Origin of the sequence: Ancylobacter sp. SL191, assembly GCF_026625645.1 — a bacterium.
Taxonomy (GTDB): domain Bacteria; phylum Pseudomonadota; class Alphaproteobacteria; order Rhizobiales; family Xanthobacteraceae; genus Ancylobacter.
Genome location: NZ_CP113056.1, coordinates 3,421,921 through 3,433,632 on the forward strand (window position 1 = coordinate 3,421,921; position 11,712 = coordinate 3,433,632).

An 11,712-nucleotide genomic window follows, 5' to 3' on the forward strand; every position below is an offset into this window, starting at 1 on the left:
ATTGCCCCCTTCCATGCCGCCTCCGGGCGGCTTTTTCATTTCTGGAGCCCGCGCGTGACCAGCATCGACACCACCCAGACCCTGATCACGCTCTATCGCCGGGCCGACAAGGCCACGCAGCGCATCGTGTTTCCCGTCGGCATCAGCCTCGCCGGGTGGACGGTGGAGCTGCGCGTGCGGGTGCGCTATGCCGCGACCGACACGGTGCTGACCACGGAGAGCGCCGACCTGGTGATCGAGAGCGACCGCGTGCTGCGCTGGACGGTGCGCCGCGCCATCGTCGACCCGCTGCCGCTTGGCCTGCTGTCCGATTTCGAGGTGCAGCGCGTGGCCGGCGACGTGCGCGAGACCATCGGCGGCGGGCAGATCGAGGTGCTCGACATCGGCCAGTTCCGCGAGGCGGCCGAGGTTCGCATCCAGACGCCCGGCCGCGATGGCTGGTCGCCGCTGCTGGCGGCGGAGACGCTGGAGGATGGCGTCGTGCTGCGCGTGGCCGACTGGACGGGCGGCGGCGGCCCGAAGCCCGGCATCGGCGCCTATCTCGGTGCCGCCGGGTGGGTGTCTGCGGCGGCGGATGCCACGCGCTTTGCCACTGTCGCTGCGGCACAGAGCGCTTTGACCGAGGCCGCCGAGGCGCTCTCCGCCGTGCAAAGCGCGGTGCAGACGACCACACAGGCGGCGGCGCAGGCGACATCCGGGGCCAGTGCCTCGCTCGCCTCGGCGCAGATTGCCAATGGCGCGGCGTCGGCCTCGATCGCGGCGGCCGAATCGGCAACGGGTGCGGCGGCGACGGTTGCCACCCATGCCGCGCAGGTGGCGGGCGATGCGCAGGCCGTGGAGACCGCCCGGCAGGCGGTCGCCGACGACCGATCCGCCGTGCAGGGTCTGCGTGACGAAGCTGTCCCAGCCGCGGCAGCCGCCGCGACCTCGGAGGCCAATTCGGCGGCGCATGAGACAGCCGCGCAGTCGGCTGCCGCCGCGGCCCTCGCCGCGGCGCAGGACACGCAGCCGCTCTCGGCCGCGTCGTGGTCGGATCTTGCCTTGCTGGTCCCGGCCTATCTCGGGCAGCAGGCGCGAATCAGCGCCAGCGACACCGGCTCCCACACCGGACGCACGGCGTTGAGCCCCGATGCCGACGTGAGCGTGCCGCTCAATGCCGGCGTGTACGGCGCCTACGCGCTGACCGCCGGCGCGTGGCGGCGCGACGGAGACCTGAACGTCACCGGCACGGCCTCCGGCAACGAAGCAGCCGCCGGAACCGACACGACCAAGGCGGTGACGCCCTCGGCGCTCAAGGCGGCGCTGCAGTTCGGTCCCTCGGCTGCGCTGGGCGCCGGCACCAATTCCGGCAGCTACGACACCTTCACGCTGCGCGGCATGATGTCGGCGCTGCTGATCGCCAATTCCGCCGGCTATCGGTATCGCGGGCAGGGCCTCGGCCGCTGGCTCAACCCTGGCGACAAGGTGACCGTGGTCTATGTCGTTAATCAGACCATCACGGCCGGCATGTCCTGCCGGTTCGGTCTGTTCCGGGGCGGCTTCGGCATCATCAGCAACCAGCCGGGAATCGGCAACAATGTCGGCATCGTGCAGAGCATGGTGCTGACCAACACCCATGCGAGCGCCGTCGCCAACGAGCTGATCGTCGACACCAACGGCGCCGGGACGCTCGATATCGATTACATGGTGCTGGCGGGCGATTGGACCGACACGACGCCGAGGCACAACACGCTGTTCCACCTGCTGCTGTTTATCGCCAAGGCGATGGCGCTGCCGGCGCGCGACAACACGGTGCGCAATATCGGATTGGTCACTGGCCAGACGGTCAACAACACCACAGGGAGCGCTGCTTTCGACACGCTGACGACCAACGGCATCGGTGACGTGTCCTTCATCGAAGCGTCGGGCTCGGCGTCCTATGCCCGCTCGCCGATCTCGACCATTTCGAGCGGCGGCACCGCGACGCTGGTTTATCGGGCGGTGCCGATCGACAGCACCAAGCCGATCACCGGGGCGATCAAGGCGAGCCTTGAGAACATCGGCCTCGGCGGCGCGACCAGCGAGGTGTTCCTGAACCTCGAAGGTGGCGTGCGTTTCGTTGACTTCACGACGACCCAGCAGGCGAATCGCATCCTCTGGAACGCGACCGCCTGCAATGTGCGCATCCTCTATGCGCTTATTCCGGGGCTGCGCTCGGAGGCGTCCCCGGCCTCGACCAACCTGCAGGCCATGCTGCTGGCTCTCGCCAACATCTTCGCCGCGCCGGTCGGCAACGAGACGTGGACGACGGATGACACCCGCATCCTGTGGCCGACGCCGGTCGCCTTCGTGACGGGGCGCGACACCCGCATCTTCACGCGGCAGATCGTCAAGGGGCGGCAGCGCCAGATCAATCTCGACATCTCGCTGGTATCGCCGGCGACCGAGAGCGACAACGATCCGGGTTTTGGTGAGCTTCTCGGCCCGACGCTGCGGCTCAAGGGCGAACAGCTCAAAGGCTCGACGTGCTTCTGGGACGTGAAGGGCGGGAACATCAGCCTGGGGCAGGTGCGCCGCCGGGCGTTCACCCGATACCTCGCCAACGCCAGCCAGGCCGGCGCGCTGCTGTTCTGCATGCTCGGCGATTCGACGGCGGCGCTGGCGCTGAACGCGCTCCGCAACCGTGTGAACGCGAGCGGCGCGACCTTCACGGGCGTCGGCACGGTCACCTCGGGCGGCATCGCCTATGAAGGCCGCGCTGGATGGTCGAGCATGAACTACCTCGGACGGCAGCGCCCGGCCGGCACGAACCCGTTCCTGCGGACGTTGACCGTCGCCAACTCCGGCGACCTCGCGATCCTCACGGCCAACCCGACCGTGTGCTTCGCCAATGATGACCCGGCGCTCTCCTATGCGCCGGGCACCGGCACGCGCACCAGCTACGCCGCCGACGTGGCAGCCGGCACGGTGAAGGCGACCTACAGCATGTTCGACTTCGCGTTCTGGCGGACGAACGGCGTCGTGGCGTTGACCGGGGCGGAAAAGCTGCGCGTCGGGATGCAGCTCGGCCGCAACGGTTCCACGACCGCGAACTGGCTGGCCGACGAGGAGTTGGCGCAGGCGCACATCGTCACCAACTTCCGGGCGGCGTTTCCGAACGGGACGATCCTCGTCGCTTCGGAGACGGTCGGCGAGGCGAATGACACGGTGAACTTCGCCGATGCGCCGGCCACCTATCGCGAGCGCACCTCCGACCTGATCGCGCTGAAGCTCAAGCTGTTCAGCAACCGCGAATCGGATCGGGTGTGGCTCGTGCCGGCGTGGGCGATGATGAACGCCTTCGGCGGCTACGTCGTCGGCAGCGCCGTCTCGACCGACGCGGACACCGGGACCGTCACCTATCCGGTCGCGGACGTGGTGCATTACGCCGGCGAGAACGCCATCCAGTGGGCCGAAGCGATGCTCGGCCCGCTGCTCTGGGTGCATCAGACGACCTAACTCGTCGCTGGCGCTGGAAATAGGCGGCGCGGAGCCGGATCGCGATCGCGCCGGCGAGCGTGAGGCCGACGAGGATTACCGTCACCCACTGATCTGCGCTCATCGCGCGGGCCCCCCCTGATAATCGGAGCCTACCATGCCTCTGGTGCCTGACTGGCGCCGGGTGCTGCTGCGTGCGTGGAGCGTCTGGTGCATCGCGTTCATCGCGGTGATCCAGGGGCTCGACGTGGCGCTGCCGCTCATCGGCTATGCGCTGCCCATCCCTGAGGGGTGGCTGCCTTGGGTGACGCTGGCCGTCGCCATTCTCGCCGCGCTGCTGCGGCTCATCCCCCAGAAATCGATCAGCGGAGGCCGAGATGGCACCGAGTAAGCTTCGCCCCACCAGGCGGGCGGGGGCGGCAATTGCCGCTGTCGTCGCCGCAAGCGTTGGGGGCTATGTGCTGCTCCCCGGCGGCGACAAGGTGCCCGCGCCCGTCGCACTGGCGATGGAGAACCTCGTGCAGCCGTGGGAGGGCCGCGAGCTGCGCGCCTATCGCGATGTCGTCGGCGTGCTGACCATCTGCGACGGCGACACTGCCAATGTCCGTCCCGGCATGGTGGAGACGCCGGCCGGCTGCGACACGCGCCTGCGCACGCGGCTGGTGCGGGACTTCTACGTGCCGCTCACCCGCTGCATCGCCGGATTCGAGGGCAAGCCGCAGTCCTGGCAGGCGATGATGACCTCGCTCGCCTACAATGTGGGCGTCGGCGCGACCTGCAATTCGACCGCAGCCCGGCTGGGGCGCGGCGGACAGTACCGCGCGAGCTGCGAGGCGGCGACGGCGTTCAATCGTGCGGGTGGCAAGGTGCTGATCGGCCTGCAGCGCCGCCGCGAGATGGGCGACGCCACGCGCATCGGCGAAGGCGAGCTCTGCGTGACGGGGCTCGAGTGATGTTCGGGATCCTCGACAGCCTCAAGATCGGCGCCGGAGCCGCGCTGGGCGTGGTTCTCACCTGGTCGGCACTCACGACCTATGACCGCCTGGTCGACGACCCCGCCGTCGCCCGCGCCGCGCGCGAGGGCTATGTGCAGATCGCCGAAAAGACCGCCCTTCAAGCCGAACTCGACGAGATCCGACGCCAGCGCGGAGTGGCCGACGATGCGCTGCGCGCGGCCCTCACCCGCGCCGAAACCGCCCAGCAGGAGGCCGCCCGTGCCCAAGCCGCTTATGACGATCTGGTCGCGCAGGACAGCGGCGACGATGGCGCTCGTGTCGATGACGGTGATCTGCGCTGGCTGCGCGACCACTGAACAGCGCCTGACAGTGGCGGCCAGCACGACCGGCCAGATCAGCGCCGGCATCGCCCTTCCCGCTCTGCCGGCCGAATGCCGGGAGAGGATGCCGCGCGTGGTGCCCAAGGCCGGGGAGAAATGGCGCTGGGTGCAGACGCGATGGGAGATCGTCGCCGACAACCGCGACGCCCTCACCGCCCGCTGCGCGGCATTCTACGACGACGTGGCCGCCGGCTTCGGGGGGCCGCGCTGATGAGCGACCCGATCCTGCTGGAGATCATGGAGAAGCTTGGCGAGCTTCGGGCGGATGTGCGCAACCTGAAGGATGATGCGGCTTTCGAGAGCGAGACCGGCGCCGCTTTCCGCCGCGAAGTGCGGGAGGAAATCGGGACGGTCAAAGCCGGCGTGGCGGATGTGAAGCACGCGATCCAGCCGGTGGCCGAGGCCGTCGAGCAGCACGCCGCCACGCTCGCCGCTCATGGCAAGGAGGTCGACGCCAACAAGCTGTTCCGCGACCGGATCGGCGCGGTGATCGCCGTCGGGGCGGCGGGCGTCAGCACCGTGTTCGGCGGCGTTTCCTACCTCGTGTGGACCTATTTCAACGAAATCTGGACATTCCTGCGTGGCCTCATCTCTCGAAGCTGAGCGCCCGGCCGACATCGTCCGCCTGCCGACGCTTGAGGATGGCGCGCGCGCCATCCTTCACCGCCCGACCGGGCTACTGATCGTCAGTCGCGGCGGGATATGCGCCTCGGGCTCGCTCGAGGACATGGCGCGGCTGGCGGCAGAGATCACAGCGGCGTGCTGGGAGGCGCGGCGGGTGCGTCAGGAAAACTGAGATTCGCGCGACCGCGCGGATGGCAGCCGGGACCGATCCCGGCATCTGCGGTGCGCGCCCCGTCCGGGCGCGCTCGAATTGACCCCGAGACTTGCCCCGCTCTCCCCGCCGGGAGGGCGGGGCTTTTTTGCGTTTGGGGGCATCTAAACGATCTTTCCGACCGCGCACCCGCCCCCTGCGCTCCATGTGCCGATGTCCTTACCGCCGCACGCGCTGCAGCGGAGCCTGGGGCAGAGATCCTTGCGGAGCGTGCTGTGCTCGCGGCCGAGCCGTTCGGCGAGCATCTGCAAATCAAGCCGTGCCGCGTGCCTACAGGCCGGATTGTAGCACTGGGCCCAGAGATCGAAGCCGGCGTCGATCTCGGCACCTATTGTGGAGGCGTTGAAGGCCATGGGGGGATTATAGCCGCGGGAGGTAGGACTTCGACATGAGCGGCCTCAGCCAGGACAGTCGGAATACGCGGAACACTTCGGGACTTTTTTCGGGAGTTTCGGCGCCGTTATGGGACATTTGTTGCCCAAAGGTTCCGTTTTTGCTACGGCCGGCGGCGCCCCCAGAGGGGGCATTTATCCTGAAATACCAAGCGGTTAAATGGTCGGAGCGGCGGGATTCGAACCCACGACCCCTAGTCCCCCAGACTAGTGCGCTAACCGGACTGCGCTACGCTCCGACTGCCGCGAGGCGTCGCCTGTCTAGCCATTTGCGCCGCGCGACGCAAGCGCCCCCTTCCCGCCATCCCCGTCGCTTTGCCGGCCCCGCCCCAGCGTGGAGCCGCTGGCATTGGCAACCGCCTCGCTGGCCGCCTCCTCTTCCTCGAGGTCAGGCTCGGGACCGACGGTTTCCTCGGTGGAGGCGGAGAGGCGCTGGAACAGGCCGAGCGAGAGCAGCGTCCCGCAGGCCACCGCCACCAGCAGGGCGGGATAGACGACGTGGGAAGGGTCATCGCGCGCGGTCTCGAACACCAGCACCAACGCCTCCAGGAACAGAGCGATGATGATGGTCGAGACGAATTTGGTCAGCCCCCGCCGGGCATCGGCCGCCGTGCGGCGCTCCCGGCCGGCGGGAACCTCCTCCTCGAAGAAATACTTGGCGACATCGAACAGGGCGATGGCGACGATGAGATAGCCGACCGCGCCCAGCAGCGCGTCCGGCGTTGGCCCCTCGCCCGCGAGGAGACCGGCGATCACCTCATAGGGCGCGTAGACCATAAGCCCGGCCGCGACCAGCATGATGGCGCAGGCGGCAAGGGCGAAGACGAGGCGGATGATGAGGCTCATGGCGGGACCACCGGTGGAGACCGGCGGTAACTAGATCGGTCGCGCGTGCCGGCAAGGGGTAACCGGCCACGAACACCACGCTGAGCGGCGCGGCGCCACGCGCGGTATACTCATCCCCGGAGGCCCGCCCATGAATCACGCCACTCCCCATCGCCACGCTCCCCATCACGCCGCGCCGCCGCAAGGTCCGAGCACCGACGCGCCGTTGATGCTCCCGCCCGCCACGGAGACGCTGGCGCTGATGCAGCGCCGCCGCTCGGCGCCGTTGCGCGGCCTCGTCGAGCCCGGCCCGACGCCGGAGGAACTGCGCCACATGCTCAGCCTCGCCGCCCGCGTGCCGGATCACGGACGGCTGGTGCCGTGGCGCTTCATCGTGATTGCGGGAGAGGCCCGCGCGCAGCTCGGCGCGCGCCTCGATGCGCTCTATGCCGCGCAGAACCCGGAGCTGCCGCCCGCCAAGGCGGATATGTGGACGCTGTATCTGGGGCGCGCGCCGGTGACGGTCGTGCTCATCGCCCGCCCGGACCCGGCGGCCAAGGTGCCGGAGTGGAATCAGGTGCTCTCGGTCGGTGCCGCCGGCATGGCGCTGACGCTGGCGGCGAGCGCGCTGGGCTTTGCCACGCAATGGCTGCTGAAATGGCCGGGCCGCGACCCGCAGGCGGCGGCGCTGGTGGGGGCGACGCCCGGCGAGCGCATCGCCGGTTTCATCCATATCGGCCGGCCCGTCGCTATCGCCGAGGACCGGCCGCGACCGGCCCTCGACGATGTGGTCGTTGCGTGGACCGATCAGTCCTCGATGTCGAAGGACACGCCCTGAGCCAGCGGCAGCTGGCGGGAATAGTTGATGGTGTTGGTCGCCCGCCGCATATAGGCCTTCCAGGCGTCCGAACCCGCCTCGCGCCCGCCGCCGGTCTCCTTCTCGCCACCGAAGGCGCCGCCGATCTCGGCGCCCGAGGGGCCGATATTCACATTGGCGATGCCGCAATCCGAGCCTTCCGCCGACAGGAAGGTCTCGGCCTCGCGCAGGTCATTGGTGAAGATCGAGGAGGAAAGGCCCTGCGGCACGCCGTTCTGCAGCTTGATGGCTTCCGGCAGGCCGGAGCAGCGCAGCACATAGAGGATCGGCGCGAAGGTCTCGTGCCGGACAATCTCGACCTGCTCGTCGATCTCCACCAGCGCCGGGCGGACATAATAGCCGTCCGCCGCGCCAGCGACGGTGACCCGGTCACCACCATGCACGGTGGCGCCGGCGGCACGGGCGGCCTCCAATGCCTTCTGCATATTGTCGAAGCCGTCCTTGTCGATCAGCGGGCCGATCAGCGTCGCCGCCTCGCGGGGGTCGCCGATGCTGACCGAGGCATAAGCCTTGGCAAGGCGCGGCACGAGCTGGTCATAGACGCTCTCATGCACGATGAGCCGGCGCAGCGAGGTGCAGCGCTGGCCCGCCGTGCCCATGGCGGCGAAAGCGATACCGCGCAACGCGAGATCGAGATCGGCCGAGGGGCAGACGATGGCGGCATTGTTGCCGCCGAGCTCGAGGATGGAACGCCCGAAGCGCCGCGCCACGCGCTCGCCGACGATGCGGCCCATGCGGGTGGAGCCGGTGGCGGAGACGACTGGCACGCGCGGATCATCGGTCAGCGCCGCACCAACCTCGGCACCGCCGATGAGAAGCTGCGACAGGCCCTTGGGCGCGGTGCCGAAGGCAGCGGCCGCGCGCTCGAACAGCGCCTGCACGGCGAGCGCGGTCAGCGGGGTCTTTTCCGAAGGCTTCCACAGCAGGCTGTCGCCGCAGACCAGCGCCAGCGCCGCGTTCCACGACCAGACCGCGACGGGGAAGTTGAAGGCGGTGATGATCGCCACCGGCCCGACCGGGTGCCAGGTTTCCATCATGCGATGGCCCGGCCGCTCGGAGGCGATGGTGAGGCCGTAAAGCTGGCGGGAGAGGCCGACCGCGAAATCGCAGATGTCGATCATCTCCTGTACCTCGCCAAGGCCCTCGGAGAGGATCTTGCCGGCTTCCAGCGTCACCAGACGGCCGAGCTCGGCCTTGTGGGCGCGCAGTTCCTCGCCGAGCAGGCGGACCAGCTCGCCGCGGCGCGGGGCCGGCACGGTACGCCAGGCCTCATAGGCCTCGACCGAGCGGGTCACGGCGTCGGCGACATGGGCCGGGCTCGCCTCGGCAACCTGCGCGACGACCTCGCCGGTGATCGGCGAGCGGCTGGCGCGGGCGCCGCCCTTCCAGCTTTGCTCAGGCACGCCGAGCGCGCTCATCAGCGCCGCGACTTCCTCGGCCACGCTTTTGTGGGTTCCGCCTGCTGCGCTGTTGCTCGCCATCCCATCCACTCCCTTGCCGGCCCGCGCCGGATGATCCGCTGGCGGGCTGAATAGCATCCCGCGGGCCGACAAATCCATTGCGGCTTTCCGCTGAGATCGGCCGACCCTATGCCGGCTCAAGTCCATTCGCATGGCCGGGCGCGCGCTGATAGCGCAACCCCTGCCCGCGTGGCATTAACTTTGTTGCGGATGCGTATAAGCTGTGCGCGCAAGACAATATCGTACCATTTTGCTTGCAGATGAGATGAGACTCATCCATTCTGAACATATGCGCTGTTCTATGCTGTAGGCTGACGCGTAGCTTGCCGCGCCCGTTTGCGGCCATCAAATCGTGATCACCTCGCCACAATTTCTTTCCACTTGGTTGCGCTCGATGCAACGGGAGAAGGAACGAGGTATTGACGGCTTGGGGAATGGGACGGGTTGCCATCGCGGCATGCGCGATGGGGATCATCTTCACCGCCAGCGGCAAACCTGCGCTAGCTGAACAACCAAAGACCATCGCGACGACCGGAATGGCGTCCTATTACGGCTATGGTGGCCGGACGGCGAATGGGGAACGGCACAGCGCCGCCGCCATGACCGCCGCTCACCGGTCCCTGCCCTTCGGCACGAAGGTGCGGGTGACCAACACCGCGAATGGCCGCTCCGTGGTCCTTCGCATCAATGATCGCGGCCCCTTCATTCGCGGCCGCATCATCGACGTCTCGACCGCTGCCGCCGACAATCTGGGATTCCGCAAGCGCGGCGTCGCCAAGGTGCAGATCGCGGTCGTCGACTGAGAGCCGATCGAGCCAGGGCCCTGCCCCGCTCGTCACTGTCTGAACCACCACGCCCGAGCGCTGCGCCCGGATCCCTTGGGATCCGGGCGGCGGCTCGCCGGTGTTCAGAGAAATTCGCCGATTCCGCCTCGTGGCGCTGTGCGGATGGGTACTAGCGTCAGCGCGCCTTCAGTTGCGCGCGGCGTCGAGGATGCGACGGCATTCCTGCAATTCGTAGAGCGCCGCCTGAAGGCGCTGCACGTCGTCGCGCGTGAGCGACGGCGCGGGCTCGGCGGCGCGCTCGACCACCCGTTCCACCATACGCGGCGGCGGGGTGTCCTCGACCGGACGGGGCGCGGGCGCCATTGCGGGAGGCGCGACCGGCGTTGCTACCGGCATGGGCCGGGTGGGCTGCCGCGCGAGGATATGGGGCGGGCGCGGCTCCGGCGGCGCGGCGAACGGCATGGCCTCGTCAGCGTCCGGCTCAGGCGCCACGGGGCGGAACGGGAAGCTGGCGCGCGGCTCCACCGGGCGCATCAGCGGCTCGGTCCGGCGCGGCGCGAAATCGGCAGGGGCCGAGTCGAGCGGGCCGACATAGCGGGCGGTGACATCCGGCTCCGGTCGCACCGGCTCGCCGCCGCGCGGCGGGCGGGTCTGCGGCGCGAGATCGGGCAGCAGCGGCAGTTCGAGGAAGTCCGGCTCGTTCTCCGGCCGACGGCGCCCGCCGCGCCGACCGGCCGGCGGCTCGTCGAACAGTGCGGGATCACGCAGCACCGGCTCACGCGGGCCCGGCTCGCGGGGGCCGGCGTCACGGAAATCGCTGTCGCGCAGATTGGGCTCGCGCAAAGAAGGCTCGCGAAAGCTGGGCTCGCGCAGCTCCGGCTCGCGCGGCGCGGGCTCCGGCGGGGGTCCGTCGCGCCCGGTATCGCGCGCGCTCTCGCGCTGGCGGGAGGGCAGAAGGTTGAGCAGGCCGCTCAGCGCCCCGCCGCGCGGGGCAGGCTCGGCCTCGCGGCCTGGCTCGCGGTCGCGTCCGGGATGGCCGGCATCGACCGCCTCGCGGGCGCCCTGCCGGCGCTCCAGATCCTCGAATTCCGCGACCTCCAGCGCCTCCTCCTCGGCGTCGCGCCAGATCGCCTGCACATAGCGCGGGCCCTCTTCCTTGAGGATGCGCTGCACGCCGCGGATCGTGTAGCCCTCGGAATAGAGCAGATGCCGGATGCCGCGCAGAAGCTCGATATCATCCGGGCGGTAATAGCGCCGGCCGCCGCCGCGCTTCAGCGGGCGGATCTGCGGAAAGCGCGTCTCCCAGAAACGCAGCACATGCTGGGGCAGGTCGAGATCATCCGCGACCTCGCTGATCGTGCGGAAGGCGTCGGGCCCCTTCTCCACGCTCGCCGGCTCCTTTTCCTGTGCCGTCAGCCCCCGCGGCGGGGAACTCACGATTCGGGCGTCTCAGCGTTGATCTGCTGCTTCAGAATGTTGGACGGCTTGAACACCATGACGCGGCGGGGGGCGATCGGCACCTCCTCGCCGGTCTTCGGGTTGCGGCCGACGCGCTCGCCCTTCTGGCGCACCACGAAGGAGCCGAAGGAGGACAGTTTCACCGTCTCGCCGCGCGCGACGCAGTCGGCGATCTCGGTCAGCACTGTCTCCACCAGCGCGGCCGATTCGGTGCGCGACAGTCCGACGCGCTGGTACACAGCCTCGCACAGATCCGCGCGCGTAATGGTTCGCCCCGCCATGGCCCGC

13 protein-coding genes, 1 tRNA gene and 1 pseudogene are annotated in these 11,712 nt (G+C 69.2%); 9 read left to right on the top strand and 6 right to left on the bottom strand.

Going from position 1 to position 11,712, the window contains the following annotated elements; all coding sequences use genetic code 11:
- Nucleotides 1-54 precede the first annotated feature (54 nt).
- The 7 genes from OU996_RS15665 to OU996_RS15695 all read left to right on the top strand — a co-directional run bounded on the left by OU996_RS15665 (nt 55) and on the right by OU996_RS15695 (nt 5,588).
- Nucleotides 55-3,477 (top strand): hypothetical protein, encoded by a 3,423-nt coding sequence (locus OU996_RS15665; RefSeq protein WP_267582543.1) that lies wholly within the window; start codon nt 55-57, stop codon nt 3,475-3,477.
- Nucleotides 3,478-3,613: 136 nt separating this feature from the next.
- Nucleotides 3,614-3,847 carry a hypothetical protein gene (locus OU996_RS15670; protein WP_267582544.1) on the top strand — a complete coding sequence of 78 codons (234 nt, stop codon included), beginning with the start codon at nt 3,614-3,616 and terminating at the stop codon, nt 3,845-3,847.
- Nucleotides 3,834-4,409 (top strand): lysozyme, encoded by a 576-nt coding sequence (locus OU996_RS15675; RefSeq protein WP_267582545.1) that lies wholly within the window; start codon nt 3,834-3,836, stop codon nt 4,407-4,409. The genes OU996_RS15670 and OU996_RS15675 overlap by 14 nt, the downstream gene beginning before the upstream one ends.
- Nucleotides 4,409-4,768 carry a hypothetical protein gene (locus OU996_RS15680; RefSeq protein ID WP_267582546.1) on the top strand — a complete coding sequence of 120 codons (360 nt, stop codon included), beginning with the start codon at nt 4,409-4,411 and terminating at the stop codon, nt 4,766-4,768. Before OU996_RS15675 ends, OU996_RS15680 begins: the two co-directional genes overlap by 1 nt.
- Nucleotides 4,719-5,003 (top strand): hypothetical protein, encoded by a 285-nt coding sequence (locus OU996_RS15685; RefSeq protein ID WP_267582547.1) that lies wholly within the window; start codon nt 4,719-4,721, stop codon nt 5,001-5,003. Before OU996_RS15680 ends, OU996_RS15685 begins: the two co-directional genes overlap by 50 nt.
- Entirely contained in the window at nt 5,003-5,395 is a 393-nt protein-coding gene (locus OU996_RS15690; RefSeq protein WP_267582548.1) for a hypothetical protein, read from the top strand. Before OU996_RS15685 ends, OU996_RS15690 begins: the two co-directional genes overlap by 1 nt.
- Nucleotides 5,373-5,588 carry a hypothetical protein gene (locus OU996_RS15695; protein ID WP_267582549.1) on the top strand — a complete coding sequence of 72 codons (216 nt, stop codon included), beginning with the start codon at nt 5,373-5,375 and terminating at the stop codon, nt 5,586-5,588. Before OU996_RS15690 ends, OU996_RS15695 begins: the two co-directional genes overlap by 23 nt.
- A 143-nt stretch (nt 5,589-5,731) precedes the next feature.
- Here OU996_RS15695 and OU996_RS15700 read toward each other — a convergent pair whose 3' ends face one another.
- The 3 genes from OU996_RS15700 to OU996_RS15710 form a co-directional block, all read right to left on the bottom strand.
- Complete coding sequence (locus OU996_RS15700; RefSeq protein WP_267582550.1) at nt 5,732-5,980, bottom strand: hypothetical protein; 249 nt, start codon at nt 5,978-5,980, stop codon at nt 5,732-5,734.
- A gap of 200 nt (nt 5,981-6,180) precedes the next feature.
- Nucleotides 6,181-6,258: transfer RNA gene (locus OU996_RS15705), tRNA-Pro, on the bottom strand.
- 22 nt (nt 6,259-6,280) lie between these two features.
- Nucleotides 6,281-6,865 carry a GNAT family acetyltransferase gene (locus OU996_RS15710; protein WP_267582551.1) on the bottom strand — a complete coding sequence of 195 codons (585 nt, stop codon included), beginning with the start codon at nt 6,863-6,865 and terminating at the stop codon, nt 6,281-6,283.
- Nucleotides 6,866-6,995: 130 nt separating this feature from the next.
- Between OU996_RS15710 and OU996_RS15715 the strand changes: the two genes are divergently transcribed.
- On the top strand, nt 6,996-7,682 hold the full coding sequence (locus OU996_RS15715) for a nitroreductase family protein (RefSeq protein ID WP_267582552.1): 687 nt from the start codon (nt 6,996-6,998) through the stop codon (nt 7,680-7,682).
- Here OU996_RS15715 and OU996_RS15720 read toward each other — a convergent pair.
- Nucleotides 7,652-9,202, bottom strand: coding sequence for an aldehyde dehydrogenase family protein (locus OU996_RS15720; protein ID WP_267582553.1), 1,551 nt, complete (start codon nt 9,200-9,202; stop codon nt 7,652-7,654). The two genes, OU996_RS15715 and OU996_RS15720, sit on opposite strands and share 31 nt — an antisense overlap.
- 413 nt (nt 9,203-9,615) lie before the next feature.
- Between OU996_RS15720 and OU996_RS15725 the strand changes: the two genes are divergently transcribed.
- Nucleotides 9,616-9,984, top strand: coding sequence for a septal ring lytic transglycosylase RlpA family protein (locus tag OU996_RS15725; protein ID WP_267582554.1), 369 nt, complete (start codon nt 9,616-9,618; stop codon nt 9,982-9,984).
- 1,127 nt (nt 9,985-11,111) lie between these two features.
- On the opposite strand, the pseudogene OU996_RS15730 reads toward OU996_RS15725, so the two are convergent.
- Both OU996_RS15730 and OU996_RS15735 read right to left on the bottom strand, forming a co-directional pair.
- Nucleotides 11,112-11,352: pseudogene (locus OU996_RS15730) on the bottom strand (MerR family transcriptional regulator); the annotation flags it as partial.
- A gap of 47 nt (nt 11,353-11,399) precedes the next feature.
- A complete protein-coding gene (locus OU996_RS15735; RefSeq protein WP_267582555.1) occupies nt 11,400-11,705 on the bottom strand; it encodes an integration host factor subunit alpha in 306 nt (101 codons plus the stop codon).
- Nucleotides 11,706-11,712 lie beyond the last annotated feature (7 nt).

Coding starts and splice junctions, on each gene's coding strand:
- OU996_RS15680 (WP_267582546.1), top strand. CDS start 4,409: ATGTTCGGGATCCTCGACAGCCTCAAGATCGGCGCCGGAGCCGCGCTG.
- OU996_RS15735 (WP_267582555.1), bottom strand. CDS start 11,705: ATGGCGGGGCGAACCATTACGCGCGCGGATCTGTGCGAGGCTGTGTAC.
- OU996_RS15715 (WP_267582552.1), top strand. CDS start 6,996: ATGAATCACGCCACTCCCCATCGCCACGCTCCCCATCACGCCGCGCCG.
- OU996_RS15675 (WP_267582545.1), top strand. CDS start 3,834: ATGGCACCGAGTAAGCTTCGCCCCACCAGGCGGGCGGGGGCGGCAATT.
- OU996_RS15700 (WP_267582550.1), bottom strand. CDS start 5,980: ATGGCCTTCAACGCCTCCACAATAGGTGCCGAGATCGACGCCGGCTTC.
- OU996_RS15690 (WP_267582548.1), top strand. CDS start 5,003: ATGAGCGACCCGATCCTGCTGGAGATCATGGAGAAGCTTGGCGAGCTT.
- OU996_RS15720 (WP_267582553.1), bottom strand. CDS start 9,202: ATGGCGAGCAACAGCGCAGCAGGCGGAACCCACAAAAGCGTGGCCGAG.
- OU996_RS15670 (WP_267582544.1), top strand. CDS start 3,614: ATGCCTCTGGTGCCTGACTGGCGCCGGGTGCTGCTGCGTGCGTGGAGC.
- OU996_RS15725 (WP_267582554.1), top strand. CDS start 9,616: ATGGGACGGGTTGCCATCGCGGCATGCGCGATGGGGATCATCTTCACC.
- OU996_RS15710 (WP_267582551.1), bottom strand. CDS start 6,865: ATGAGCCTCATCATCCGCCTCGTCTTCGCCCTTGCCGCCTGCGCCATC.
- OU996_RS15685 (WP_267582547.1), top strand. CDS start 4,719: ATGGCGCTCGTGTCGATGACGGTGATCTGCGCTGGCTGCGCGACCACT.